Source organism: Mesorhizobium sp. M1006 (assembly GCF_040318825.1).
Classification (GTDB): domain Bacteria; phylum Pseudomonadota; class Alphaproteobacteria; order Rhizobiales; family Rhizobiaceae; genus Mesorhizobium.
Genome location: NZ_JAMYMZ010000008.1, coordinates 96,732 through 120,947, shown reverse-complemented (window position 1 = coordinate 120,947; position 24,216 = coordinate 96,732). Strand labels below are relative to the sequence as shown.

General features: G+C 60.9%; 25 protein-coding genes and 1 tRNA gene. 14 read left to right on the top strand and 12 right to left on the bottom strand.

The window, feature by feature from the left end:
* Nucleotides 1–338: 338 nt before the first annotated feature.
* Nucleotides 339–1,382: a class I SAM-dependent methyltransferase gene (locus NKH60_RS10275; protein WP_352771418.1), complete on the bottom strand. Its 1,044-nt coding sequence runs from the start codon at nucleotides 1,380–1,382 to the stop codon at nucleotides 339–341.
* 59 nt (nucleotides 1,383–1,441) lie between these two features.
* Nucleotides 1,442–2,536, bottom strand: coding sequence for a glycosyltransferase family 4 protein (locus NKH60_RS10270; protein ID WP_352766772.1), 1,095 nt, complete (start codon nucleotides 2,534–2,536; stop codon nucleotides 1,442–1,444).
* Between the two features lie 494 nt (nucleotides 2,537–3,030).
* On the opposite strand from NKH60_RS10270, the gene NKH60_RS10265 reads away from it, so the two are divergent.
* The 10 genes from NKH60_RS10265 to NKH60_RS10220 all read left to right on the top strand — a co-directional run bounded on the left by NKH60_RS10265 (nucleotide 3,031) and on the right by NKH60_RS10220 (nucleotide 10,802).
* Nucleotides 3,031–3,387, top strand: coding sequence for an SPW repeat protein (locus NKH60_RS10265; protein ID WP_352451366.1), 357 nt, complete (start codon nucleotides 3,031–3,033; stop codon nucleotides 3,385–3,387).
* 131 nt (nucleotides 3,388–3,518) lie between these two features.
* Nucleotides 3,519–3,968: a DUF2231 domain-containing protein gene (locus NKH60_RS10260; RefSeq protein ID WP_352470450.1), complete on the top strand. Its 450-nt coding sequence runs from the start codon at nucleotides 3,519–3,521 to the stop codon at nucleotides 3,966–3,968.
* A complete protein-coding gene (locus tag NKH60_RS10255) occupies nucleotides 3,968–5,314 on the top strand; it encodes a PQQ-dependent sugar dehydrogenase (protein WP_352872053.1) in 1,347 nt (448 codons plus the stop codon). The genes NKH60_RS10260 and NKH60_RS10255 overlap by 1 nt, the downstream gene beginning before the upstream one ends.
* Nucleotides 5,315–5,407: 93 nt before the next feature.
* Nucleotides 5,408–5,596: a hypothetical protein gene (locus NKH60_RS10250; RefSeq protein WP_352567649.1), complete on the top strand. Its 189-nt coding sequence runs from the start codon at nucleotides 5,408–5,410 to the stop codon at nucleotides 5,594–5,596.
* Nucleotides 5,597–5,655: 59 nt separating this feature from the next.
* On the top strand, nucleotides 5,656–6,471 hold the full coding sequence (gene coxB / locus NKH60_RS10245; protein ID WP_352500857.1) for a cytochrome c oxidase subunit II: 816 nt from the start codon (nucleotides 5,656–5,658) through the stop codon (nucleotides 6,469–6,471).
* 91 nt (nucleotides 6,472–6,562) lie between these two features.
* Nucleotides 6,563–8,332: a cytochrome c oxidase subunit I gene (gene ctaD / locus NKH60_RS10240; RefSeq protein WP_352470447.1), complete on the top strand. Its 1,770-nt coding sequence runs from the start codon at nucleotides 6,563–6,565 to the stop codon at nucleotides 8,330–8,332.
* Nucleotides 8,329–9,033, top strand: a complete 705-nt coding sequence (locus NKH60_RS10235; protein ID WP_352470446.1) for a cytochrome c oxidase subunit 3 — start codon at nucleotides 8,329–8,331, stop codon at nucleotides 9,031–9,033. Before ctaD ends, NKH60_RS10235 begins: the two co-directional genes overlap by 4 nt.
* A 13-nt stretch (nucleotides 9,034–9,046) precedes the next feature.
* Entirely contained in the window at nucleotides 9,047–9,769 is a 723-nt protein-coding gene (locus NKH60_RS10230) for a heme-copper oxidase subunit III family protein (protein ID WP_023678903.1), read from the top strand.
* A gap of 10 nt (nucleotides 9,770–9,779) precedes the next feature.
* On the top strand, nucleotides 9,780–10,184 hold the full coding sequence (locus NKH60_RS10225; protein WP_352470444.1) for a cytochrome C oxidase subunit IV family protein: 405 nt from the start codon (nucleotides 9,780–9,782) through the stop codon (nucleotides 10,182–10,184).
* A gap of 144 nt (nucleotides 10,185–10,328) precedes the next feature.
* Entirely contained in the window at nucleotides 10,329–10,802 is a 474-nt protein-coding gene (locus NKH60_RS10220) for an aminoacyl-tRNA deacylase (RefSeq protein ID WP_352577606.1), read from the top strand.
* Nucleotides 10,803–10,868: 66 nt separating this feature from the next.
* Here NKH60_RS10220 and NKH60_RS10215 read toward each other — a convergent pair whose 3' ends face one another.
* The 5 genes from NKH60_RS10215 to tig form a co-directional block, all read right to left on the bottom strand.
* On the bottom strand, nucleotides 10,869–11,681 hold the full coding sequence (locus NKH60_RS10215; protein ID WP_352831546.1) for a DUF2189 domain-containing protein: 813 nt from the start codon (nucleotides 11,679–11,681) through the stop codon (nucleotides 10,869–10,871).
* Between the two features lie 315 nt (nucleotides 11,682–11,996).
* The gene (locus NKH60_RS10210) at nucleotides 11,997–12,929 is read right to left on the bottom strand and encodes a heme o synthase (protein ID WP_352500859.1); all 933 of its coding nucleotides are present in this window, start codon (nucleotides 12,927–12,929) and stop codon (nucleotides 11,997–11,999) included.
* Nucleotides 12,930–13,076: 147 nt separating this feature from the next.
* Complete coding sequence (locus NKH60_RS10205) at nucleotides 13,077–13,430, bottom strand: c-type cytochrome (RefSeq protein WP_502893720.1); 354 nt, start codon at nucleotides 13,428–13,430, stop codon at nucleotides 13,077–13,079.
* Between the two features lie 212 nt (nucleotides 13,431–13,642).
* Nucleotides 13,643–14,164 carry a hypothetical protein gene (locus tag NKH60_RS10200; RefSeq protein WP_352470439.1) on the bottom strand — a complete coding sequence of 174 codons (522 nt, stop codon included), beginning with the start codon at nucleotides 14,162–14,164 and terminating at the stop codon, nucleotides 13,643–13,645.
* Between the two features lie 160 nt (nucleotides 14,165–14,324).
* Nucleotides 14,325–15,800 (bottom strand): trigger factor, encoded by a 1,476-nt coding sequence (gene tig, locus NKH60_RS10195; protein WP_352470469.1) that lies wholly within the window; start codon nucleotides 15,798–15,800, stop codon nucleotides 14,325–14,327.
* Nucleotides 15,801–16,143: 343 nt separating this feature from the next.
* On the opposite strand from tig, the gene NKH60_RS10190 reads away from it, so the two are divergent.
* Nucleotides 16,144–16,228 (top strand) — tRNA-Leu (locus tag NKH60_RS10190).
* 89 nt (nucleotides 16,229–16,317) lie between these two features.
* Here NKH60_RS10190 and NKH60_RS10185 read toward each other — a convergent pair.
* Nucleotides 16,318–16,902, bottom strand: a complete 585-nt coding sequence (locus tag NKH60_RS10185) for a GDYXXLXY domain-containing protein (RefSeq protein ID WP_352850152.1) — start codon at nucleotides 16,900–16,902, stop codon at nucleotides 16,318–16,320.
* Nucleotides 16,899–18,017, bottom strand: coding sequence for a DUF2157 domain-containing protein (locus NKH60_RS10180; RefSeq protein WP_352539749.1), 1,119 nt, complete (start codon nucleotides 18,015–18,017; stop codon nucleotides 16,899–16,901). Before NKH60_RS10180 ends, NKH60_RS10185 begins: the two co-directional genes overlap by 4 nt.
* 222 nt (nucleotides 18,018–18,239) lie before the next feature.
* Here NKH60_RS10180 and NKH60_RS10175 point away from each other — a divergent pair, with 222 nt between their 5' ends.
* The 3 genes from NKH60_RS10175 to trmFO all read left to right on the top strand — a co-directional run bounded on the left by NKH60_RS10175 (nucleotide 18,240) and on the right by trmFO (nucleotide 20,342).
* Nucleotides 18,240–18,380, top strand: a complete 141-nt coding sequence (locus NKH60_RS10175) for a DUF1127 domain-containing protein (RefSeq protein ID WP_091596947.1) — start codon at nucleotides 18,240–18,242, stop codon at nucleotides 18,378–18,380.
* A 48-nt stretch (nucleotides 18,381–18,428) separates the two neighbouring features.
* Nucleotides 18,429–18,569, top strand: a complete 141-nt coding sequence (locus NKH60_RS10170; protein ID WP_023678914.1) for a DUF1127 domain-containing protein — start codon at nucleotides 18,429–18,431, stop codon at nucleotides 18,567–18,569.
* A gap of 363 nt (nucleotides 18,570–18,932) precedes the next feature.
* The gene (trmFO, locus tag NKH60_RS10165) at nucleotides 18,933–20,342 is read left to right on the top strand and encodes a methylenetetrahydrofolate--tRNA-(uracil(54)-C(5))-methyltransferase (FADH(2)-oxidizing) TrmFO (RefSeq protein WP_352831542.1); all 1,410 of its coding nucleotides are present in this window, start codon (nucleotides 18,933–18,935) and stop codon (nucleotides 20,340–20,342) included.
* A 26-nt stretch (nucleotides 20,343–20,368) separates the two neighbouring features.
* Here the strand turns inward: trmFO and NKH60_RS10160 are convergent, their stop codons facing one another.
* From NKH60_RS10160 to secDF, 3 genes are read right to left on the bottom strand one after another with little or no spacing between them, the layout of a single operon-like run.
* Nucleotides 20,369–21,196 carry a phytoene/squalene synthase family protein gene (locus tag NKH60_RS10160; RefSeq protein WP_502898556.1) on the bottom strand — a complete coding sequence of 276 codons (828 nt, stop codon included), beginning with the start codon at nucleotides 21,194–21,196 and terminating at the stop codon, nucleotides 20,369–20,371.
* 25 nt (nucleotides 21,197–21,221) lie between these two features.
* Complete coding sequence (locus NKH60_RS10155; protein WP_352470434.1) at nucleotides 21,222–21,611, bottom strand: Mth938-like domain-containing protein; 390 nt, start codon at nucleotides 21,609–21,611, stop codon at nucleotides 21,222–21,224.
* A 15-nt stretch (nucleotides 21,612–21,626) separates the two neighbouring features.
* A complete protein-coding gene (gene secDF / locus NKH60_RS10150; RefSeq protein WP_352470433.1) occupies nucleotides 21,627–24,179 on the bottom strand; it encodes a protein translocase subunit SecDF in 2,553 nt (850 codons plus the stop codon).
* Between the last annotated feature and the right edge of the window lie 37 nt (nucleotides 24,180–24,216).

Here is a 24,216-nt window from a genome sequence, read left to right as displayed (position 1 = left end):
GTCGACCCGATGAGGAACATTAGCTTTCAATGTTTAATTTGACCTTCACGCTCCTTAGAGCTTTTGCACTTCCGACCGTTGCTGATGTTGCAGGCCCGAGCGGTTGGAGCCAGCTGCCGACTTCCACTGCCATGGTCCCACTGATTGAGATGCGCTGGCGCCGGCGATCCAGCGTCTGTCGACCATTCGCGAGGAGATCTGCTCATCTCAAGGCGCTCGTCTGTGGAAGCGGACCGAGAGAGAGGCCGGCTAGACCTGGCTTGCTCGGAAGATCGAGGAGCGCGAGCGATTGCACAAGTCGACGCTCCGACCCGGGTACTCTGGAGCGTTGACCTGGACTAGTGCCCCTCAATCGCCTTGGGAGACACAAGGTATGGTATCTTGCCGACGCTGCGCTTCGTCGCGCCAATGGAATAAGCCATCGGTATCTTGGGAGAGTTCTCCGGCAAGCCGTACATATCCTTGCCGGCCCGCACGGCAAATGAAAAGTGCTGCCACGAAACCGTGTCATGCTCATTGAGAAAATCGAGCGTCAGACCAGCTGAAATCAGCGCATTCACCACGTCACTGATCGGGTGGATCCATTCATAATAGCGAGGATGCTTCAAGATGCGATCATCGCCGGTGTAGGTCAGTTCCTCGTTCCAGGCGAGCGGCCGAGCTATCGGCGTTCGCCAGTCGTGCTTCAATTCCAGGGCCGCGGCCTTTCGATCGCACTGAAACAGCAATGGATGGCCCTCGGCCATGTAGAGGCGGCCGCCGGGTCGCAGAAGATCGGCAACCACCCGCGCCCAACGGAACACGTCGTCCAGCCAGTTTACCGAACCCCAGGTAACGTAAGCGATATCAAAGGTCCGGCCGAGCGCTTCCACCGCCTCGAACAGTGGCGCTTCCACGAAGCGCACTTCGGTGCCTGCCTTCGCAGCAAAATCCCGCGCTGCCACGATCGCCGTCGGTGAAAAGTCGAGCCCGGTCACGCTGCCTGCGCCGAGATTCTTCAGGCTGATCGTGTCAAGACCGATGTGACACTGCAGGTGGACGATATCCTTGCCGGCGATATCGCCGAGCTCGCGTGTTTCCAGCTCATAGAGATTGGATCCGCCGGCCAGCACATTCTCGATGTGGTAGCTGCCCGTTGTGTCGGTCGAGTGCAGTTCGGCCCGATCATCCCAATTAAGGCGGTTCGCGCCCAGAAACCGTTCCAAATTCCCCCACCCCTGACCGACGCATGGTAAACAAGTCGTTAAAGCACCTTTGCAGCGAAAGTAGCGCGCGTCAATCCGGACCGGGCGGCAGTACGACGCCGCTCGCGAAAGCATTAGTCCCGGGAAGGCTTGCTGCTGATCAAAGGCTTCTGGCGCGATCGCCGCGCCCGGCGACAAGACCCCGCAGGCGCTCCCGGACTCCGCCGTCGTGGTCTGTATGTGGATCAGTCGGTTCCTCAGCCCGGCACAGCCACCATCGCGATATTTCTGGAGAGCTCGTTTGTGGGGGCAACTGCGTCTGCCGTGCCGCTCGTGAGTGCTCGGTAGAGTGCCAGATAATCGCTGCACATGCGCTCGACCGTGAACCGCTTCTCGAACGTCTGCCGCACTCGTGCGCGATCGAGGCTGTCTATGCGCCGGAGCGCGCCCACGGCTTCCTCCACCGTATCCACGATCCATCCGGACACACCGTCATCGATGATCTCCGGGACGGCGCCACGCCGGAACGCAACCACCGGCGTACCGCAGGCCATTGCTTCGATCGTTACGAGACCGAAGGGTTCCGGCCAGTCGATCGGAAACAAAAGCGCTTTCGCATTGCCCAGAAAATCCGCCTTTTGCCGCTCATCGATCTCGCCAATGAACTCCACGTTCGAATGCCGCAGCACTTGCGGCTCGACCCTTTCCTTCCAGAACGACTGGTCCACCTTGTCGATTTTGGCGGCGATCTTCAGGGGAAACCCGGCCCGCGCCGCTATTTGTATGGCGGCTTCCGGCCCCTTTTCCGGCGAGATGCGACCGAGAAACGCAAGATAGCCAGAGGTGTTCGGGTGGAACGGCAGAAGATCGCGGGGTAGGCCATGATGCACGGTTCCAACCCAATTGACGGGCGGCATGGGCCGGCGCTGGTCGAAGGAAATCGAGACCAGGGGAACGTCGTCGAACATCGCATAAAGCTGCGCCAGATCGGGCAGGTCGAGCCTGCCGTGAAGCGTGGTAACCGTTCGTCTGGCAAAATCCCGAATTATGGGGAAGTGCAGAACATCGACGTGGAAATGCAAAACGTCGAATTCACCGGCTCGCCGGCGCACCCGTTCAAGCATCATAACATGGTGCGGACCACCGTCCTGGACCCTGGGGTTCAGGCGCAGCGCGACGTCGCAACACGGCACCAGCTCGGCTGAGGTACGAGAATCGGCGCTGGCGAACAGCGTCACCTCGTGGCCCTGTCGGGCAAGTTCTTCGGTCAGATACGAAACAATTCGCTCGGTTCCACCGTAGGTTCGGGGCGGCACGGATTCGGTTAGCGGTGCGATCTGGGCTATTTTCATTTAGAAAATCTTTTCGGCGGCGATCGCCGTCTTTCAAACAAGCTTCGGCGGCAACCAAGACAAGCGAGAGCTTCCCGTTGCGAAGTATTCTATGCAGAGCGTATTTATAGTTGTGCCGTCCGTGCTCCTCCCGTGCAATCAGGTTTCCCTTATTCAACTCCTCTGCATCCAAGAACTGCGATCCATGAGAAATGTTTCACCGGCTCGATAAAAAGACAGAATGAGCTACGCGCCGCCGCCCCGCCGCCCCCTGACAGGCAGCTTTGGATCGCTCGATCACCACCAAGTGATCCAGGCGTGCCGGTGCCGAATGGAACATAAAGCCCGGAATTCAGTTAGATAGCCGGATTTGGCTGGAGTACCGCCAGATGCGGAATTCCAGCCGGGCAGGGCACTACCGTGACACGGAGTGAGCGGCTTCGGGCGCATCTCGCCGAACTCAGGCACCACCTTGCCGAACTCGGGAGCCATAAACGCTCCCTATGGAGGATGCCATGAACCAGTGGACAAACGCCAGGCTCTGTGACGTAGCCAACCTGATCCTTGGGGCAATTCTGTTCTTCTCCCCCTGGATCTTCACCTTTGCGGCAGGCCCGCAGACGCAGAACGCCCTCGGCAGCGGAATCTTGATTGTCGTGCTTTCGGTTGCCGCCCTCGCAGCATTTGCCGTGTGGGAAGAGTGGGTGAACCTGGTCGTCGGACTGTGGGTTCTCGCATCGCCCTGGGTGCTTGGATTCCAGGCGACCACGGCGATGACCGTGCATGTCGTGATCGGCATTCTGGTCGCCGTGCTGGCGGCGATCGAGCTCTGGATGATGTATCAGAACCCGCCGACCCAGTCCGCCGCCTAACAGGCGCAGCCAGCCAGCGCCCTTTTTTGGGCCTGACGGATCTATCGGTCGTCTGCCGGTCTCTCGGCAACAGCCGCCGGAGGCCGGGTAGGCGGCGTTTGTTTGGACGAGAATAGGAAGGATGGCGCATTATGGTCGGTGACAATCCGCGTTCGACGGCCAGGATTGCGGGACATCCTATTCATCCGATGCTCGTGCCATTTCCGATCGCCTGCTTCGTCGGCACCCTGCTGACGGATCTAGCCTATTGGCGAACAGCGGAGATGATGTGGGCTGACTTCTCCGCTTGGCTGGTTACCGTCGGCGTGATCATGGGCTGCCTAGCAGCGATCGCGGGGCTGATCGATTTCCTGGCCAATCCGCTGATAAGGGCACAGCCCCCCGCCTGGCCGCACGTGCTCGGCAATCTTCTGGCGCTGGCGTTATCCATCATCAACATGCTCGTGCACACCCGCGATGCATGGACCTCCATCGTTCCTACAGGCTTGATCCTCTCGGCGGTTGTCGTGCTCGTCCTCATCTTCACTGGTTGGCTGGGCTGGTCCATGGTGTACCGGCATCACGTCGGAGTGGCGGATTGATGCGCATAGCAAGCTCCATCGGTCAGACCAGGCGCATCGCGGTGTCCGTCCTCGTTTGCACTGCGGCGATCACTCTTGCAGCGTGCAGCGGCAACGACCCGGACCCCAGCAGTCAGATAGGGCCGAATCCAAAACTGCCGGACCCGATCCAATATTTCTTCCCGCCCATGCATCTCGCTTCCGTGGTCGGATGGAATAGCGACGAGAAGCCGACAGTCGCGCAGGGGCTGCAGATCCAGGCTTTTGCCCACGGCTTGCAGCATCCGCGGTCGCTTTATGTGCTGCCCAATGGCGACGTGCTGGTGGTCGAGTCCAAGGCGCCGGGTGGCGAACCGATCAAACGGCCCAAGGATTTGGTGATGGGCTGGATCGAATCCTGGGTCACCTCGGGCGGCGACAGCGGCCCAAGCAACCGCATTACGCTGCTGCGCGACGCCGATGGCGATGGCAAGCCGGAGCTGACCAGCGTATTCCTCGACCACCTGAACTCCCCCTTTGGCGTGGCGCTGGTGGGAAGCGATCTCTACGTCGCCAATACCGACTCCATCGTCCGCTATCCCTACAACACCGGTGACACAAAGATCACCGCGCCCGGGACGCCGCTAACCGCCCTGCCCGGCGGCCCGATCGACCACCATTGGACGAAGAGCCTGGTGGCAAGCCCCGACGGCTCGCTGCTCTATGTCGGCATCGGCTCGAACAGCAACGTCGCCGAAAACGGCATCGAGGCGGAGAAGAACCGCGCCGCCATCTGGCAGGTAGACAGGGCCACCGGCCGGTCGCGCATTTTCGCCAGCGGTTTGCGCAATCCAAACGGCCTGAGCTGGGAGCCGCAGACCGGGGCGCTCTGGGCAGTGATCAATGAACGCGACGAGCTCGGCCCCAATCTCGTGCCGGATTATCTGACCTCGGTAAAGGATGGCGGCTTCTACGGATGGCCATACAGCTATTACGGCCAGCATCTCGATCCCCGCGTCATGCCCCAACGTCCGGACCTGGTCGCAAAAGCGATCGTTCCGGATTATGCACTGAGTTCCCACGTCGCCCCTCTGGGGCTGGCCTTCTATGCGGCAACCAGCCTTCCCGAGGCATATCGCGGCGGCGCCTTCGTTGGCGAGCATGGCAGCTGGAACCGCACGCGCTTCAATGGCTACAAGGTAGTTTTCGTACCATTCAGCGGCGGCCGTCCGAGCGGCGTCGCTACCGACGTGGTGACTGACTTCCTGGACAAGGACAACAAGGCGCGCGGCCGGCCTGTCGGCCTGGCTGTCGACAAAACCGGGGCCCTGCTCATCGCCGACGACGTCGGCAACACAGTTTGGCGGGTGACATCTACCGGCCAATAAAGTGGCTCCACTCCCTTCGTCGAGCTGTCGGTCGAGCAGGTGGAGGGATCCCCGACGATCGCCGTTCCGGTGGTTCTGCTAGGCGCATTCGGCGTGCCCGCCATTGCCGGCTACTCCACGCTGACGATGTTTGCCGCGTGGCCGCATCGGGCGGGTGAGCTGGAAATAGATGAGGGCCTGCCGCTGATCACCGCCGAACCGAAGGACCGCCAGCGCCGCGAAATGGTATTTTTGCCCTTCCCACAGCCGGCTCTAGAATTTTCATCGCAAATCAAGTTATGATGCACTTGGTATTTCCCGGGACGGCTTGCGCCGCTTGGAATACCGGGAGGAACCGGGACATGGCCGTTGCGCTTGTACTCGTTCTGATAGTCGTGGGCTCGGTGTTGTTCCACTTCCTGAGCCCATGGTGGTGGACGCCGATTGCCTCGAACTGGGACTATATCGACAACACCATCATCATAACTTTCTGGATCACCGGTGTCGTCTTCGCCGCCGTGGTTCTTTTCATGGCCTATTGCGTCTTCCGCTTCCGTCATCGGGAAGGCAATCAGGCGGCATACGAACCTGAGAACAGGCGGCTCGAATCCTGGCTGACGGTCGTCACCGCGGTTGGTGTCACCGCTTTGCTCGTTCCAGGCCTGTTCGTCTGGAGCCGGTTCGTTACCGTTCCAAGCGACGCAACCGAGGTCGAAGTCGTCGGCCAGCAGTGGCAATGGAGTTTCCGCCTCCCCGGCAAGGACGGCAAGCTCGGCACATCCGACACTCGCGACGTCAACGCTGAAAATCCACTCGGCGTCATCGCCACCGATGCCAACGGTCAGGACGATGTCGTAGTGGAAGCGGCCGACCTGCACCTCCCGGTAGGCAAACCGGTCAAGATGCTGCTCCGCTCGATCGATGTGCTGCACGATTTCTACGTGCCGGAATTCCGCGCCAAGATGGACATGATCCCGGGCTCGGTCACCTATTTCTGGTTCACTCCTACCAAGACCGGAACCTTCCAGGTCCTGTGTGCCGAACTCTGCGGCCAGGGACATCCGATGATGCATGGCGTGGTCATGGTCGATACTCAGGAAGACTATCTGGCGTGGCTTGGCCAGCAGCAGACTTTTGCGCAGCTGTCCGCGCCCCAGCAGATGGGCTCGGCAGAGTAGGAAACCGGAACGACGGCGCGCCGTCGGGATTGAAGTTAATGCGGCAAGTCCGAACTGTCGGGCTGGCCGAGAAGGGCACGGAGGTGTTCCTATGGTCGATATCACACCTGCAGATGCGGTACCGCCGGCCGAAGTCGCGGAAATGGAACTCTACCATCCGCACAGCTGGTGGACGAAATACGTTTTCTCGCAGGACGCCAAGGTCATCGCCATCCAGTATTCGGCGACGGCGACAGCGATCGGCATGGTCGCGCTGGTGCTATCCTGGCTGATGCGGCTGCAACTCGGCTTCCCCGGCACATTCGACTTCATCACCCCGGAAGCCTACTACCAGTTCATCACCATGCACGGCATGATCATGGTGATCTACCTGCTCACGGCACTCTTCCTGGGCGGCTTCGGCAACTATCTGATCCCGTTGATGGTTGGTGCTCGCGACATGGTCTTTCCCTATGTCAACATGCTGAGCTACTGGATCTATCTGCTCGCCGTGCTGGTCCTGGTGTCGAGCTTCTTTGCGCCCGGCGGACCGACGGGTGCCGGCTGGACGCTCTATCCGCCGCAGGCGATCATGACCGGTACGCCAGGCGGCCAGGACTGGGGCATCATCCTGATGCTTGTCTCGCTGATCCTGTTCATCGTCGGCTTTACCATGGGCGGCTTGAACTATGTCGTGACGGTGCTGCAGGGGCGCACGCGCGGCATGACGCTGATGCGCCTTCCGCTTACTGTCTGGGGTATTTTCACCGCCACCGTCATGGCACTGCTCGCCTTCCCGGCGCTGTTCGTCGCCTGCGTGATGATGCTGCTCGACCGGGCGCTCGGCACCAGCTTCTTCATGCCGGCGATCGTCGAGATGGGCGAACAGTTGCAGCACGGCGGCGGCAGCCCGATCCTGTTCCAGCATCTGTTCTGGTTCTTCGGCCATCCGGAAGTCTACATCGTGGCGCTTCCGGCCTTCGGCATCGTATCCGACCTGATCAGCACCCATGCGCGCAAGAACATCTTCGGCTACCGCATGATGGTCTGGGCCATCGTCGGCATCGGCGCGCTGAGCTTCGTGGTCTGGGCGCACCACATGTATGTCAGTGGCATGCATCCCTATTTCGGCTTTTTCTTCGCCACAACGACATTGATCATCGCTGTCCCAACAGCCATCAAGGTCTACAATTGGGTGCTGACGCTGTGGCGCGGCGACATCCACCTCACCATACCGATGCTTTTTGCCTTGGCCTTCATCGTCACCTTCGTCAATGGCGGGTTGACTGGGCTATTTCTTGGCAATGTCGTCGTCGACGTTCCGCTGTCGGACACGATGTTCGTCGTCGCCCATTTCCATATGGTCATGGGGGTTGCCCCGATCATCGTAATCTTCGGCGCGATCTATCACTGGTATCCGAAGGTCACCGGCCGGATGCTGAACGAGACACTGGGCCGGTTCCATTTCTGGGTCACCTTCCTCGGCGCCTATCTGATCTTCTTTCCCATGCACTATCTCGGCTTGATGGGCGTGCCGCGGCGGTACAACGAATTGACCGACATGACGATCATGACGGAATCGGCCCACCACCTGAACTCGTTTATCAGCATCATGGCTTTTATAGTCGGTTTTGCTCAGATTGTGTTTCTGTTCAATCTCATCTGGAGCATCCGCCATGGCCGTGAGGCTGGCGGCAATCCGTGGCGGGCAACGACGCTCGAGTGGCAGACGCCCGAAACACCGCCCGCCCACGGCAATTTCGGCAAGGATCTGCCGATCGTCTATCGCTGGGCCTATGACTACAGCGTACCGGGAGCCAAGGAGGACTTCATACCGCAAAACGTTCCGGGCTCCTTCGCGCCCTCCAGGGAGCCGGCATGAGCGTAATCCTGGTCTTCCTGCTCGTGATCGCCGGTATTGCCGGGTGGTGGCTTTCCCATCAGCGGCTAATGACGAAGCCGTGGCTCGAGCAAGGTATGATCGGGGATTTTGTCGCTCTGGACCGATCGGCGCTGCCGACCGCAAAGATCGGTCTCGGCGTCTTCCTTGCCGTCGTCGGCTGCCTGTTCGCGCTGTTCACCAGTGCTTACTTCATGCGCATGGCGCTGTCGGATTGGCGGCCGCTGCCCATCCCGCCCCTGCTCTGGCTTAACACCGGCGTACTGGTCTTGAGCAGCATCGCGATACAGTGCGCTTCGCTCGCGGTGCGCAAGGGTCAAGTGGATATGGTCAGGCTCGGCCTCGCCACCGCTGGACTCACGGCACTCGTCTTCCTGATTGGACAGCTTGTGGCATGGCGGGAACTGAGTGCGGATGGCTATTTTCTGGCATCCAATCCGGCCAACAGCTTCTTCTACCTGCTAACGGGAATGCATGGCCTGCATATACTGGGAGGACTGGTCGGGCTGGGCAGAACGAGCGTCGGCGCCTGGAACGGAGCGCAGCCGCAGCGGCTTCGCCTCAGTGTCGAGCTGTGCGCCATGTACTGGCATTTCCTGCTTTTCGTCTGGCTCGCCATCTTTGCGCTTCTGGCCGGCTGGGCTTCGACTTTAATCGACATTTGCCGAGGGTTGCTGACCTAGGAGGAACGGGCGGATGGCAGAGACGACACTGGCCCACATCGGCCGAACAGAGCCGCGGCCCGCAGGCTGGCAAGGCATCGCCGCCGACTGGTCCTCGGATCAGCGGGCGTTCAAAAACGTGTCCTGGGGCAAGGCCATGATGTGGATCTTCCTGCTCAGCGACACGTTCATCTTCGGCTGCTTCCTGCTCTCCTACATGACCGCGCGTATCTCAACACGTGTGCCGTGGCCCAATCCGAGCGAGGTCTTCGCCCTGCGCATCGGTGGCTCCGACATTCCACTGATCCTTATCGCCATCATGACCTTCGTGCTGATCTCGAGCAGCGGAACGATGGCCATGGCGGTCAATTTCGGCTACCGCCGCGACCGCCGCAAAACGGCAGTGCTGATGCTCTTGACCGCAGCACTCGGCGCGACCTTTGTCGGCATGCAGGCCTTCGAATGGACCAAGCTGATCACCGAGGGCGTGCGGCCTTGGGGCAATCCCTGGGGCGCTGCCCAGTTCGGCGCATCCTTTTTCATGATCACCGGCTTCCACGGCACGCACGTGACGATCGGGGTGATCTTCCTGATCATCGTGGCGCGAAAGGTCTGGCGCGGGGATTACGATGTCGGACGGCCCGGCTTCTTCACCAGCCGAAGGGGCCGCTACGAGAACGTCGAAATCATGGGGCTTTACTGGCATTTCGTCGACCTGGTCTGGGTGTTCATTTTCGCATTTTTCTATCTTTGGTGAGAGGCAGGACATGGCTGAAGCAACCGCAAACGGCCTGGGACAACACGCACTGGACAGCGCCCGTACCCATGATGCGACGACGACCGGCGTTACCCCGGCGGAGGTTCATCAGGAGCACCCGATCAAGCTCTATCTGGTGGTCTGGGCGTGGTTGTTCATCCTCAGCACCTGCTCCTATCTGGTCGACTATTTCGGTCTCCACGGCTATCTCAGATGGTCGCTGATCCTGATCTTCATGATCCTCAAGGCAGGACTGATCGTCGCCATCTTCATGCACATGGCCTGGGAACGGCTGGCACTGGCATATGCAATTATTCTGCCGCCGGTGCTGGTTCTGGTGTTCGTGACGATGATGGTCTTCGAAGCGGACTACACGCTTCTCACCCGAATGGCGTTTTTCGGGGCCGGGCCCTGACATGCAATCCGGATCCGGGCCGTCCGGTCCTGGAGCCTTCGCCTTGAAACAATCCACGGCTGGTCCATTTCTGTTGGTATCGGAAACGACAGGCGATGCCGGCGTTTCCACATGCGTCGCGAACACCAGCAAGGGGCGCCCAAGATGACCATCGCAAACAGACTGAAGGACTTCATCGATAGGAAAGGAATTTCCTACGACACCGTCGAGCATCACCGCACGGCGACAAGCAGACAATCCGCCATTGCGGCACATGTGCCTGGCAGCATAATGGCCAAATCGGTGGTCGTTCACCACGACCGTGGCTACGCGCTCGCCGTGGTTCCAAGCACGCACAGGATAGAACTCGCGACATTGCAGGATGTCATGGAGAAGCCTCTTGGACTTGCCTCCGAAGACGAGGTGGTCTCGTTGTTCGGCGATTGCGATGTCGGCGCTGTGCCGCCGATCGGCGCTGCCTATGATGTGCCAGTGGTCCTCGATGAAAGCCTCGGCGACGCTCCCGAAATCTATTTCGAGGGCGGTGACCATAGGACGCTGGTGCATGTGAGCGGCAAGGATTTCCGCGACCTGACAAAGGACGCACGCCAGGCCCGTTTCAGCCACCCGGCCTATTGAAAGCTCTGCCCCACCCTGCCCGCACCGGCACTTTCACCGGTGCGCGCAGGGCAGGTTTTTTTCAGCTCACGGTCTGGTGGCCGGCGGCGATTCTACAACTTTCCGATAGACATGCCAGGTCGCATGACCAAGGATCGGCAGCACGACTGCCAACCCGGCGAACACTGGCAGCGAGCCGACGATCAGGGCGACGGCGACGATAAGGCCCCACACGGCCATCACGATCGGGTTGGCCAGGACAACGCGCACCGAGGTGTGGATGGCTTCGTAGGCGCCGACATCGCGGTCGAGCAACAACGGGAATGCGACGACCGTGGTGCACAACACAACCGCGGCGAACACGAAGCCGATGGCGTGACCCAGGATGATGAGCGTCCAGCCGCGTCCCGTGGCAAATATTTCACCGATGAAACTGGACAGCGATTGCGGCGGCGCCGGGCCGAACAGGGTCTGGTAGAATATCTGGGCCGTCAAAAGCCAGGCGATGAAGATCGCAAGCAGCATGACGCCGACCGCTGCAATAGCCGGCAGTGCTGGAGAACTCCTGACCTCAAAGGCGTGCCTCCACGAGGCGTCGAGCCCGGCTTCCCGTCGCCGGCTGATCTCATAGAGGCCGATCGCCGCGAACGGACCAATCAGTGCAAAGCCGGACACAAGCGGAAACAGCAATGGCAGCGTGTTGTTACCTGATGTCCAGACAGCAAGCACGACACCCGCAATCGGATAGATCAGGCAGAGAAAAACGATGTGCGACGGCTTGACCATGAAATCATCGACGCCACGCCTGAGCGCATCAAAAAGATCGGAGACACCGATTTTTCGAATTCTGGTGTGTTCCAGCGTCTCGCTGGCGCCTGCTATTACGTGAAAGCTTGCCATGACCATTCCTCCAGACCAGGTCCGGTAAGGTCGCGTTTTACGGTGCTGCCGTTCCGCATGATTGGCCCACGCAAACCGCGACCTGCACCATGATCAATATACTCTCATGCGGGGGACTTGTCGCGCTTTGTAGGAAGGCCCGGGAGTAAGAGGTCCCGGGTAGCCTGACTAGCTACGGACGCCGTTCTTCGATATGCTCTTCTAGTCGAAGGTGAAGGTCATGGACGGAAGGACAGTTCTCATACTCGGCCTTGGCGTCGTTATTCTGCTGTTGCTGGGATTTTGTGCTCTGCCAATGTGATGTTTTGAGCCGGGTCAATAGTCGGCTGAAGCGATCACTCGCATTACAATGGTGTCGGCAAGCAACGCTGCAAATATTGCGAAAAGATAGACAATCGAATACGCAAACAGCGCCTTTGCCGGCTTCATCTCCTTGTCGGCGACGAGAACCTTCCAGGCCTGCCAAATGAAACCTGCACCCAACGCGGCTGAAGCAGTGCCGTAATATCCGCTCGCGAAGCCGAGGCCCCAAGGGAGCACGCCGATTGGCGCCAAGAGCAGCGAATAGGCGAAGATTTGTTTTCTGGTCGAGTGCTGGCCGGCCACATTCGGCATCATCGGGACCCCAGCCGCGGCATAGTCACCGACCTTGAAAAGGGCCAGCGCCCAGAAATGAGGCGGCGTCCAGAGGAAAATGATCAGAAACAGGATGAGACTTTCAATGCCGATTGCGCCGGTTGCAGCAACCCACCCGATCACCGGAGGAAGGGCGCCTGCCGCGCCGCCTATGACGATATTCTGTGGCGTCGAGCGCTTCAGCCACATCGTGTAGATAACGACATAGAAAAAGATGGTGAACGCCAACAACGATGCGGCGAGCCACCCCACCAGCACGCCGAGCGTCATGACCGACAGTGCGGAAAGCACCAGACCGAAGCTGAGAGCTTCGCCAGGCGTGACGCGACCGGACGGAATCGGTCGCTTGGACGTGCGAGACATCAAGGCGTCTATGTCTGCGTCGTACCACATATTGAGCGCGCCGGCGGCTCCCGCTCCAACCGCGATTGCGCCGATGGCAATTAAGGCGATAACTGGATTCATCACGCCGGGCGCCATCATCAGGCCGACGAAGGCCGTAAACACGGCAAGTGCCATGACGCGTGGTTTCAAAAGCGCAAAGAAATCACCCGCCGTCGCCTCCGAGAGGCGGATGCCGGTATCCTTGAGACGGCTTTCTTCAGTCGACATTCAGACGACCACCGATGGGAATGGCAGCCTAGCCGGCCAATGTCTTTTTTGCAACGAGTCGCCCTCCCCACCGACACTGCCGGCAGATTGCGGCCGAGGCTATGCCTCGACCTGTTTGCTATACCAAGATCCGGCGGAAGAGCCGGGCTATTTGGAGAATTGCTTCAGATAAGCAATGACATTGGCGACGTCCTCGTCCTTCTTGAGGCCGGGGAATGCCATCTTGGTTCCTTTGACCATCGCCTTGGGATCGTGAAGGTAGGTCGTCAGCGTGGCCTCATCCCATTTGACGCCGGACTTGCCGGCCTCGGTCATGGCCTTGGAATAGCTGAACCCTGGATGCGTGCCGGCCGTTCGGCCGATGACGCCGTTCAAGGACGGGCCGACCTTGTTCTGATCCTTGTCCGCGATATGGCAGACCTTGCATTTGGCGAAGACCTTCTCACCCGCCGCGGCATCCTGTGCCCGCGAGGGGCCGGCAATGACGGTGGCGACGGACATGATGACAAAAAACACAAAGGCACGCATGGCATTTCCTCCCTGATCGCCAATTTGCCCTGGCTGACCTGCACAGGCCGACATTTAGTCCGCTGGCATGCGCTCTTGAATGGCAGAACGGATATCCACTGCCTGGGGTTGCGGCACCTACATACCACGGAACCCGGCCGGCAGATAGAGTTCGGCCGTGCCAAGGTTTAATGCGGACAATCTGCTCAAGGCAATTTGGTGTTGCAGCTGGCGGCGATCCGGCCGATCGCCTCTTCAACTCCGGTGAGGTCAAACTCGGCTTTGCCGCGCCCCGACAGCAGCCCGAACCGCCAGGACAGCAGCAGCCGGTCCGCGGCAATCAGTCGCCTGATGCCGTCGGCACCGTCGCGGACCAGCATCCTGCTGCGCGGGCCGACCGACCAGCTTTCGTTGAGCTTGCCGGATTGGCCGACAGTCACCGACATGGCGATGGTTCGGCTGGCGGAAACGGTGTCGCTCAGCTGCAGCCATTCGCTCCAACGCGGTTCGCCGGCGGTCCGGCACGCGATCGTCAAAACCGGGCTGTAGCTCAATGCGCCGCCGCCGGTGATGAGCTTGTTGGTCGCATAAAGCGAGGCGGTGACAAGGCCATCGCTGCTCTTGTCGAACCGCCAGTTGTCGAGAACCGTATCAGCCTGGGCAATGCCACAGACCGACGCAAGCAGGAACGCCGCCGCCACGCTTCCGATACCGAAGAACTGTCTCAACGATGCCTCCAACAACCGCTGCGGTCAGCAACCCAGCGCAGATAATCATCAAAGCTTCATATCGCTACCTCGAGCGCCAGATGCGTGAAATCCGTTGCGTCTGTGCCACAACGAAAAAGGCCGCCTCGAGAAGGCGGCCTTTCGGAATTCAGCAGGGACGTTATTCAGCGTCCTTGGCGGCCTTCTTCTTCGGCGCGGCCTTTTTCTTCGGCTCTTCAGCGTCGTCGTCGGCCTTCTTGGTGTCCGCTTTTTTCGCAGCCGCCTTCTTCGCCGGCTTGGCCTTGGTTGTATCCGTATCCTCCTCGTCGGCCAGCAGCTCTTCCTTGCTGACCTTGACGTCGGTGACCGAAATCTGGCCGAGCAGATGGTCGACCACCTTCTCTTCGAACATCGGCGCGCGCAACGTGTTCAGCGCTTCGGGATTGTTGCGATAGAATTCGAAGGCTTCCTGCTGCTGGTTGGCCGGATAGCGACGCACCTGCTCGAACAGGCCGCGCTGCAATTCCTCGTCCGTCACCGTGACGCCGGCCTTCTCGCCGATTTCGGCGAGAACCAGACCGAGACGCACACGGCGCTCGGCAAGCCGCATATATTCTGCACGCGCTTCTTCTTCAGTCGTCTCTTCGTCGGCAAAGGTGCGCCCGGCAGCTTCGAGATCGCGATTGACCTGGTTCCAGATGTTGTTGAACTCGGCCTCGACTAGCTTGGACGGCGCCTCGAACGAGTAGGCAGCGTCGAGCTGGTCGAGCAACTGCCGCTTGACTTTCTGGCGCGTTATCGAGCCGAACTGGTTCTCGATCTGACCGCGCACCACCTCGCGCAGGCGCTCCAGCGATTCAAGGCCGAGATTTTTGGCCATCTCGTCGTTGATCTCAAGCGCGCCGGGCTTCGACACTTCCTTGACCGTCACGTCAAAAGTGGCTTCCTTGCCGGCCAGATGCGCCGCCTGGTAGTTTTCCGGGAAGGTAACCGTGACCTGCTTCTCGTCGCCGGCCTTGCTGCCGACCAGCTGGTCCTCGAAGCCGGGGATGAATTCCTTCGAGCCGAGCACCAGCGGCTGATCGGTGCCGGCGCCGCCGCCGAAGGCTTCGCCGTCGATCTTGCCGACATAATCGATGGTCACACGGTCGCCCTCGGCGGCCTTGCCGGTCTTCGGCTCGTAAGTGCGGGCGGATTCAGCGACACGCTTGACCTGCTCGTCGATCTCTTCATCCGGCACGTCGAACACCTGGCGCGTCACCTTGATGTCGGAGAAATCCTTGATCTCGATCGGCGGAATGACCTCATAGTTCAGGCGGAACTCGAAATCGGCACCGCCTGCCAGGATCTTCTCGGCTTCCTTCTCGTCCTCGGTCATGATCACTTCGGGCTGCATGGCGGCCTTTTCGCCGCGCCCGGTGATGATCGAACGGGTCGAATCATTGAGGATCTCGTTGACCACTTCGGCCATGAACGACTTGCCGTAGACTTTGCGCAGATGCTGCACCGGCACCTTGCCGGGGCGGAAGCCGTTGATGCGGACCTTGTTCCTGGCATCGGAGAGCCGCGCCATCAGCTTGGCTTCCATGTCACCGGCCGGCACGGTGATCTTGATCTCGCGCTTGAGACCGGAGTTGAGCGTTTCGGTGACCTGCATCATAAAACCTTTGTTTCCACCAATGAGGCCGTCAAACGGCCCCTGCCGTTTACAGCCTGCCGGTATGATCTTGCCGGGAATGGCTTTTGGTGCGGGACTTGGCGATCTGTCCGCTCAACGCGGCACAAATCCTCCAGAAATACGCTCCAAAATGTGAATAAGTCTTTGTTTTTCCTACTTCTTATCACATTCTGCAGAAGCGGATCGTCGCGTCCCGTCACATTCGACACGCCTTTTGTCACAGGCGACGCTGATTTTCAACCATCTTTGCATTCCGGCCAATGATGCCGATGTGGGCTCTGACATTGACAGAATGATGGCTACATGGGATTGGCCGGGCAATGCGGATGTGGCGGAATTGGTAGACGCCCTGGATTTAGGTTCCAGTGCCGAAAGGCGTGGGGGTTCGAGTCCCTTCATCCGCACCACCCTTCGCTCTTCGAGCTTGGGGTGGCAGGCCACTCGAAGCTCCTCCGAGCCTTGGCGCAGGAGATCATTGCCAAGGCCGTAGCGCGATCTAGTAAAGCGGCTCCTCGAACAGTGTCTTGTCGCCATCCATCAGCGCTTTGATCTGCGCCGTGCCGTTGGCCGCAATCGCCACGCGGATGCCGAACGGCCGCACCCGCATGTCGTTCTGGATCGCCATCCCCTCGCCTTCCGGCAGATAGAAGCGCTCGATGCCGTAATCCGGCGCGATCGTCGTTGCTCCCTGGCTGATATTCCAGCCCTCGGAGACGTGTCCGACGATATCGGCTTCATCGGATGCTGCCGGCGCCGGCGCTTGCCCGAACCAAGCCGCGGTCGACCCCCAATAGCCATCGGCGCCCTGCTTCAGCCTGACCACGATCGACGTTTCCTCGCTGGAAAGCTTGCCGGCCGGAATGTTGCCGATCAGTTTCACCGGTATGCGTGAAATGTCGTAGCCGAGCAGAATGTAGTCACCGCGCAAGAGATCGCGCGGATCGATCGGCTCGACCTTGAGCAGGACCTGCTTGCCATCGCGCAGGATCGCCGCGCGTCCGGCGATGATCCAGCTCAGAAAGCCGATCTGGACGAGCGCCAGGACCAGCGCCGAGATGATCAGTCTTTTGCCGGTCATCATGCCGCCGCTCCTGTCATGTTCGAGGCGTTCATGCGCCTTTCTATGCGGATGATAATGAAAGCAAGAACGGCGAGCAGCACCGCCGCCGCAAGGAAGAAGCCTGCCGTGTCGAGCATTGATTGCAGCATCACCACATAGATGATGGCGAGTTCGAAGGCGAAGCCCGCATAGGCAACCCAGCGCAGTCCCCGGCTCTCGCGGCCGCCCAGCACGATCGCCGCGATGATGCCGGCCAGCGCAACAGCCGAGGCAATGGCAAAGCCGCCATTGTAGCTGCTTTCATCCGCCAGTTCGAATTGGATCATCGCCAGGCCGGTGAGAAAGCCGATCAGCGCGTGCAAGGGCAACCTGCCGCCGAGTTGCAAAACCCTCTCGACCGGCCCGGCAGCAAAGATCGCAGCGGTAAAAAGCAGCACCGACGCGGCAACGAGCGGGATGGCGACTTGCAGCGTGTCGTATTCCATGGCCAACAGCACGAGGTAGAAAAGGACCGACAGGATGATCAGGTGGCGCGCCGCCTGGCTGCGCGTCCAGAACGAAACGGCGAACAGTATTAGCGCCATGACCACGAAGAGATGCGGAAATTCCGTGCGCCGGAAGTAGTCGAACCCTCTCAGGAACAGCCAGGCATCGGCGATGCCGACGGCAGCGACGGTCAGTGGGTTTGAGCGCAGCGCCACCGCCGCCAGCGTCGTGCCGGCGCCCCAGGTGATCAAGGCCGAGGCCTCGTCGCCCGACAAATGATACATCTGGCCGATCAGCGCGATCGAACCGCCGAATGCCGCAGCCGCGACGATCCACAGTGCTTCGCCGATCGCCGCATGGTCGCGCATCTTCAACATCGCGCCGCCGACATAGCCGGCAAGGATAACGGCAAAAAGTGCCGCGACCCGCACCAGCCGCGGAATGACTTCCCAGTTGGCGGCGATGAAGATCAGGATAGCCGCGCCGAACAGCAGCGCCGCCATCATCGCCAGGATCGAGCCGAAACTCAGCGATTTGCGTTCGTTTGCCTCGACGTCGCGCGTTAGAGCCTCGGCTGTCGGCGCGTCGATCAGGCCGGCCTGCTGCCATCGCGCGATATCCGACCTGACCCGTGACGAATAGCTCGCCATGCCCCTCCCCCTTTCCTTGGTTCTTTTAGCTCGTCCGGCCAAGCGTTTGACCTAACGGCATTTTCCGATCTGGGCGGAAAACTGGACGCGCGTTAATGCTGCATTGCACAATTTGCATTGCTGCCATGCACCAATAGCGCTTTTAAATCGATATGACCCCACCTATTTTCACGGTGCACACAAAGACGGAATGATCCGAAAGAAAGACGAAACGAGACTACCATGAACCTGATCCGCAACTATCGCAACTGGCGCCGCTATAGGGACACCGTGTCCGAGCTGAGCCGCCTGAGCACCCGTGAACTGACCGATCTCGGCATCAGCCGCAGCGACATTCACTACGTCGCCCGCAAGGCGGTCTAATCCTTCGGGCCGCAAATGGCCCGAACCAGTTTTGAAAAGAGAACGACAATGAACCTGATCCGCAACTATCGTAACTGGCGCGTCTACCGCGAGACGGTTACCGAGCTGGGTCGCCTGTCGAACCGCCAGCTCAACGATCTCGGCATCGTCCGCGACGAGATCAAGATGGTCGCTCGCAGGGCGATCTAACCACAAGAATTTCGCCAGGGTCGACCTCCTCCCCGACCCTGACGGATACGGTCAGCCTTCACCTCCTCCCGAGGGTTGACCACAAAAACGGCGCCCGCCGGACCTCCTCCCCCGGCGGGCGCTGTTTCTAAAAAGGGTTTCGCACCCTTTCAAATGGCGAAAGGAATTTCGTCAAAGCCGACCTCCTCCCCGGCGATGACGAATACGGTCGATCTTCACCTCCTCCCGAGGATCGACCAACAAAACGACACCCGCCGGACCTCCTCCCCCGGCGGGTGTTGTTGTTTTGGGGCGGCTTCCCCCGTCAGCCATTCTCCCGCGTGGCAATTGCAATCCTTGCGCCAAGCGACTATTTCGGCGCTCATGGACAAGAACCCCATTCACGTTATCGGCGGCGGTCTCGCCGGCTCCGAAGCCGCCTGGCAGGCGGCCGAAGCCGGCATTCCCGTTGTCCTGCATGAAATGCGTCCCGTCCGCGGTACCGACGCGCACAAGACCGACGGGCTGGCCGAACTCGTCTGTTCCAACTCCTTCCGCTCCGACGATGCGCAAACCAATGCCGTCGGCCTGCTGCACGCCGAAATGCGGCTGGCCGGTTCGCTGATCATGAGCGCCGGCGACGCGCATCAGGTGCCGGCCGGCGGAGCGCTGGCCGTCGACCGCGACGGATTTTCCGAAGCGGTCACCAGAAAGCTCGAAGCGCACCCGCTCATCACCATTCGTCGCGAGGAAGTGCCCGGCCTGCCGTCGGCGGAGTGGGACCAGGCGATCGTTGCCACCGGCCCGCTGACGGCGCCTTCGCTCGCCCAATCGATCGCCGAAGTGACCGGCGCCGACGCGCTCGCCTTCTTCGATGCCATCGCGCCGATCGTCCATTTCGACACGATCGACATGGATATCTGCTGGTTCCAGTCGCGCTACGACAAGGTCGGTCCCGGCGGCACCGGCAAGGATTACATCAACTGCCCGATGGACAAGGAGCAGTACCTTGCCTTCGTGCAGGCGCTGGTCGACGGCCAGAAGACCGAATTCAAGCAATGGGAAGGCACGCCCTATTTCGACGGCTGCCTGCCGATTGAGGTGATGGCCGAGCGCGGCGTCGAGACATTGCGCTACGGGCCGATGAAGCCGATGGGGCTGACCAATGCGCATGATCCGTCTGTAAAGGCGTATGCCGTCGTCCAGCTCCGGCAGGACAACGCGCTGGGTACGCTCTACAACATGGTCGGCTTCCAGACCAAGCTGAAGCACGCCGAGCAGGTGCGCATATTCCGCACCATCCCCGGGCTGGAACACGCCGAATTTGCCCGCCTAGGCGGCCTGCACCGCAACACCTACATCAATTCGCCGACGCTGCTCGACGCGTCGCTGCAGTTGAAGTCGCGACCCGGCCTGCGCTTTGCCGGCCAGATCACTGGCTGCGAGGGCTACGTCGAGAGCGCCGCCATCGGCTTGCTCGCCGGGCGCTTTGCAGCCGCCGAAAGGCTTGGCCATGCGCCGTCGCTGCCGCCCTTGACCACCGCCTTCGGCGCCTTGCTCAACCACATCACCGGCGGCCATATCGTTTCAGACGATGAGCCGGGAAAGCGCTCCTTCCAGCCGATGAACGTCAATTTCGGCCTGTTCCCGCCGGTGGACGCGCCGAAGATCGAAGGCAAGCGGCTGCGCGGCAAGGACAAGACGGTCGCCAAGCGGCACGCGGTAACGTCGCGCGCGCTCGCCGACTGCCGCGAATGGCTGGGGCTGCCTTTTCGGGCGGAAGCGGCGGAATAACGATCGGGTTGGCTACGCGGCAGCCTCTATGCGACTGGCCAGCCCCGCGTCACGCGCCGGAACAAGAGCCAATGCCGGCGCAAGACAGAGAGCCGCGCCACCTCCTTGACAGGCGAGCGACGGGCGCGCTCCATCTTGTCGAGATAGGCGCCCGAAAGAGCCAGCGGCAGAAACGCCGGGCGCAATGAAACCGGCAAAACGGACGCCCCCTGCTCGAAGGCGGAAAGATGTTCCCGTGCCAGCGCGATCATCGCGGCAACGGCGCGTTCCGCGCCCGGCCCGCCGTCACCTGTAACAAACTCTTGCGGCGACGATCCCGCCGCCGCCAAAATATCTGCCGGGACAAAGCACTGTCCCCGCTTGCGATGCAGCGGCAGCAGAAGCAGGAGACCGGTCATCGCCTGCGCACAACCTGCCCTGCCGGCAAGTTCGGCAAAGCGTGGTGCTTGGACCGGATCGAGCACGATCGCCGCAAGCTGGATAAGTGCTGCGGCAGTCTCGCCGCAATAGCCTTCGAGGTCGGTGCGCGACGGCATCGGGTCGTCATAGAGATCGAAGATGCGCGCTTCGAGCATGTTGTCGAAGGCGGCCTTGGGCAGATGGTGGGCGGAAATAGTCGCCTTCAGCGCGTCCGCCACGGGATGGCCGACCTCAGCCCCATCCTCTTCGGCGGCGATGACGTCGCGCCACCATTGCAGCCGCACCTCGCCCGGCAGCGCCTCGTGGATGCGGTCGCGTATGCCGGCAATTTCGGCGTTGAAGGCATAGAGCGAAAACAGCGCGTCCCGCTTGTCTTCGGGCGCGTAGAGCGCGGTCAGGTAGCGGTCATGATCAGCGGCGCGCACCGTCTCCATGACGAGTTTGGTGTTTTCGGCCACGTCAGTCGACGGCGATGAGTGCTGCGGCCACCGCGCGGTCTTCAGCCAGCAGCACATTGTAGGTCCGCACAGCCGCCCCGGTCGACATCGGATCGGCGGATATGCCGGCATCCTTCAGCGCGGCACGCAGCGCGGCCGGCAACGGCCTCAGATCCTTGCCGCTGCCGACCAGCAGGATCTCGACCTTGTCTGCCTCGTTGAACAGCTTGGCGAAATCCGCTGCCGTGAGCGCCAGCGGATCGGCCGGCTCCCAGCCATAGATGCCCGAAGGCAGGCACAGCAGCGAGCCGCGATGCGACATGTCGGCAAAGCGGAAACCGCCATTGCCGTAAGCCTCGACCGGTGCGCGGCCGGGGAAATGCGCCTCGCGGATGACGATGCCCTTGGCCACTTTTGAGGCAAGCCGTCAGGTGGCTATGGCTTTGCCGCCGCCCACCGGCTTTTCCTCGTCCGACGCTGTGGCCTGCGGCCGCAGCTTGAACAGGATAAGCAGTGGCGCGGCGATAAAGATCGACGAATAGGTGCCGAACACGACGCCGAACAGCATGGCCATGGTGAACGAGCGGATCACCTCGCCGCCGAACAGCACCAGCGCCAGCAGCGCCAGGATCGTCGTCACCGAGGTCAGCGTCGTCCTCGACAGCGTCTCGTTGATGGCGTTGTTCAGCAATTGCGGCAGCGGCATTCGCTTGTATTTTCGCAGATCCTCGCGAACGCGGTCATAGACGACAATCGTATCGTTGAGCGAATAACCGATGATGGTAAGGATCGCCGCCAGCGACGACTGGTTGAATTCGAGGCCGGTGAGGACGAAGAAGCCGATCGTCATGACCACGTCGTGAACGGTCGCAACGATGGCGCCGACCGCGAACTGCCATTCGAAGCGGAACCAGACATAGATCAGGATGCCGAGCAGCGCGACCAGCATGGCAATGGTGCCTTGCTTGGCAAGCTCGCCCGAGACCGTCGGCCCGACCACTTCGACGCGGCGAAAATCATACTGGTCCTGCAGCTCGCCGCGCACCTTGTCGATGACGGTCTGCTCGGCATTCTCGCCGCCCTCCTGGGTACCGACGCGGATCAGCACGTCGTTCGGCTCGCCGAATTGCTGAACCTGCACCTCGCCGATATTGAGTTCCGTCAGCCTGCCGCGGATGTCGGCCAGATCGGCATTGCCGGCCTTCGACTGCACCTCGATCAGCGAGCCGCCCTTGAAATCGATGCCGTAATTGATGTCGATGGTCATGAAGCCGATGACCGACAGCACCGAAAGCACGCTCGACAGTGTGAACGTCCAGCGGCGGATGCCCATGAACGGAATTTTCGTTCCCGGCGGAATGAAGGTCACCGGCGCGCGTGGCAACTCCTTCGGACGGGCCCGGCGAAGCCAGATCGACACCAGCAGGCGGGTGAAGGTGAAGGCGGTGAAGACCGTGGTCAGGATGCCGATGGCATAGGTGACGGCAAAACCCTTCACCGGCCCGGTGCCGAGGTAGAACAGGACCACGGTGGCAATCAGCGAAGTGACGTTGGAATCGACGATGGTCGCCAGCGCCTTGCTGAAGCCGGTATCGATCGCCTGGATCACCGAGCGGCCGGCACGTCGCTCCTCGCGAATACGCTCATAGATCAGCACGTTCGAATCGACCGCCATGCCGATGGTCAGCACGATACCGGCGATACCCGGCAAGGTCAGCGTCGCGCCAAGCAGCGACAGCAGCCCGACGATCATCGCGACATGCACCGCCAGCGCGATGTTGGCGAGGAAGCCGAGGAAACCGTAGGCGACGAACATGAACGCCACGACCAGGATCGAGCCGATGATGCCGGCGACCTTGCCGGCATGGATGGAGTCCTGGCCGAGGCCAGGGCCAACCGTGCGCTCCTCGATCACGGTGAGCGTCGCCGGCAAGGCGCCGGCGCGCAGCAGCACGGCGAGATCGTTGGCGCTCTCGGCAGTGAAATTCCCCGATATCTGACCGGAACCGCCAGGGATCGGTTCGTTGATCCGCGGCGCCGAAATCACCTGATTGTCGAGGATGATGGCAAACAGCTTGCCGACATTCTGCGCTGTCGCCTGGCCGAACCGCTGCGCCCCCTTGGAATCGAAGCGGAACGAAACCACCGGCTCATTGGTCTGCGAGTTGAACGTCGCCTGGGCATCGACGAGGTTTTCACCCGAAACGATGACGCGGTTCTCGATCAGATACGGAACCGGCGGATCGTCCTGCGAATACAGCACCGAGGATCCCGGCGGCGGACGGCCGTTCAGCGCATCCTGCACCGGCATCGATTGGTCGACCATCTGGAAGGTCAGCTTGGCGGTCTGGCCGAGAATTTCCTTCAGCCGTTGCGGGTCCTGCAAACCAGGCACCTGCACAAGGATGCGGTCGTCGCCTTGCCGCTGCACGATCGGCTCGGTCGTTCCCAGTTCGTTGACACGACGGCTGACAACCTCGATCGACTGGGTCAGCGCCGTCGACGTACGGTATTTGATGCCGGCATCGGTGACGGTGAATTTAAGCAGGCCGGCCTCGGAATCATCCAGGGTCATCTCCTGGATGGACCCGCCGCTGAACAGGCCGGCCGCCACCGGATTGGTCAACGGCTTCAGTGCGTTCTTGGCGGCGTCGATCTGTGCGGGATCGGTGATGCGGACCTGCACCGTGCGCCCCGACCCGGCAAGGCCGGTATAGCCGATCTTGGCATCGCGCAGCAGCGTCCTGATTTCGTCGCGCGTCGTCTCAAGCCGATCCTTGATCAGATCGTTCGGATCCATCCTGAGCAGGATGTGCGAGCCGCCCTGCAGGTCGAGGCCGAGCGTCATCTGCCGCTTCGGCACCCAACTGGGCAGTTGGGCCAACGTGCTTGCCGAGAAAAGATTGGGCGCAGCGAGGACCACCGTGGCGGCTACGGCCAGCCAGATCAGGATCATCTTGAAGCGCGAGAAATAGAGCATTGGTTATCGTCCGTTCAGGCGTACAAGCGGCTGCGTT

Excerpts from the sequence above, each read along its gene's own strand:
- NKH60_RS10270 (WP_352766772.1), bottom strand. The coding sequence starts at position 2,536 with ATGAAAATAGCCCAGATCGCACCGCTAACCGAATCCGTGCCGCCCCGA.
- NKH60_RS10265 (WP_352451366.1), top strand. The coding sequence starts at position 3,031 with ATGAACCAGTGGACAAACGCCAGGCTCTGTGACGTAGCCAACCTGATC.
- NKH60_RS10260 (WP_352470450.1), top strand. The coding sequence starts at position 3,519 with ATGGTCGGTGACAATCCGCGTTCGACGGCCAGGATTGCGGGACATCCT.
- NKH60_RS10255 (WP_352872053.1), top strand. The coding sequence starts at position 3,968 with ATGCGCATAGCAAGCTCCATCGGTCAGACCAGGCGCATCGCGGTGTCC.
- coxB (WP_352500857.1), top strand. The coding sequence starts at position 5,656 with ATGGCCGTTGCGCTTGTACTCGTTCTGATAGTCGTGGGCTCGGTGTTG.
- ctaD (WP_352470447.1), top strand. The coding sequence starts at position 6,563 with ATGGTCGATATCACACCTGCAGATGCGGTACCGCCGGCCGAAGTCGCG.
- NKH60_RS10235 (WP_352470446.1), top strand. The coding sequence starts at position 8,329 with ATGAGCGTAATCCTGGTCTTCCTGCTCGTGATCGCCGGTATTGCCGGG.
- NKH60_RS10230 (WP_023678903.1), top strand. The coding sequence starts at position 9,047 with ATGGCAGAGACGACACTGGCCCACATCGGCCGAACAGAGCCGCGGCCC.
- NKH60_RS10225 (WP_352470444.1), top strand. The coding sequence starts at position 9,780 with ATGGCTGAAGCAACCGCAAACGGCCTGGGACAACACGCACTGGACAGC.
- NKH60_RS10220 (WP_352577606.1), top strand. The coding sequence starts at position 10,329 with ATGACCATCGCAAACAGACTGAAGGACTTCATCGATAGGAAAGGAATT.
- NKH60_RS10215 (WP_352831546.1), bottom strand. The coding sequence starts at position 11,681 with ATGGCAAGCTTTCACGTAATAGCAGGCGCCAGCGAGACGCTGGAACAC.
- NKH60_RS10210 (WP_352500859.1), bottom strand. The coding sequence starts at position 12,929 with ATGTCGACTGAAGAAAGCCGTCTCAAGGATACCGGCATCCGCCTCTCG.
- NKH60_RS10205 (WP_502893720.1), bottom strand. The coding sequence starts at position 13,430 with ATGTCCGTCGCCACCGTCATTGCCGGCCCCTCGCGGGCACAGGATGCC.
- tig (WP_352470469.1), bottom strand. The coding sequence starts at position 15,800 with ATGCAGGTCACCGAAACGCTCAACTCCGGTCTCAAGCGCGAGATCAAG.
- NKH60_RS10185 (WP_352850152.1), bottom strand. The coding sequence starts at position 16,902 with ATGATGACCGGCAAAAGACTGATCATCTCGGCGCTGGTCCTGGCGCTC.
- NKH60_RS10180 (WP_352539749.1), bottom strand. The coding sequence starts at position 18,017 with ATGGCGAGCTATTCGTCACGGGTCAGGTCGGATATCGCGCGATGGCAG.
- NKH60_RS10175 (WP_091596947.1), top strand. The coding sequence starts at position 18,240 with ATGAACCTGATCCGCAACTATCGCAACTGGCGCCGCTATAGGGACACC.
- NKH60_RS10170 (WP_023678914.1), top strand. The coding sequence starts at position 18,429 with ATGAACCTGATCCGCAACTATCGTAACTGGCGCGTCTACCGCGAGACG.
- trmFO (WP_352831542.1), top strand. The coding sequence starts at position 18,933 with ATGGACAAGAACCCCATTCACGTTATCGGCGGCGGTCTCGCCGGCTCC.
- NKH60_RS10160 (WP_502898556.1), bottom strand. The coding sequence starts at position 21,196 with ATGGAGACGGTGCGCGCCGCTGATCATGACCGCTACCTGACCGCGCTC.
- secDF (WP_352470433.1), bottom strand. The coding sequence starts at position 24,179 with ATGCTCTATTTCTCGCGCTTCAAGATGATCCTGATCTGGCTGGCCGTA.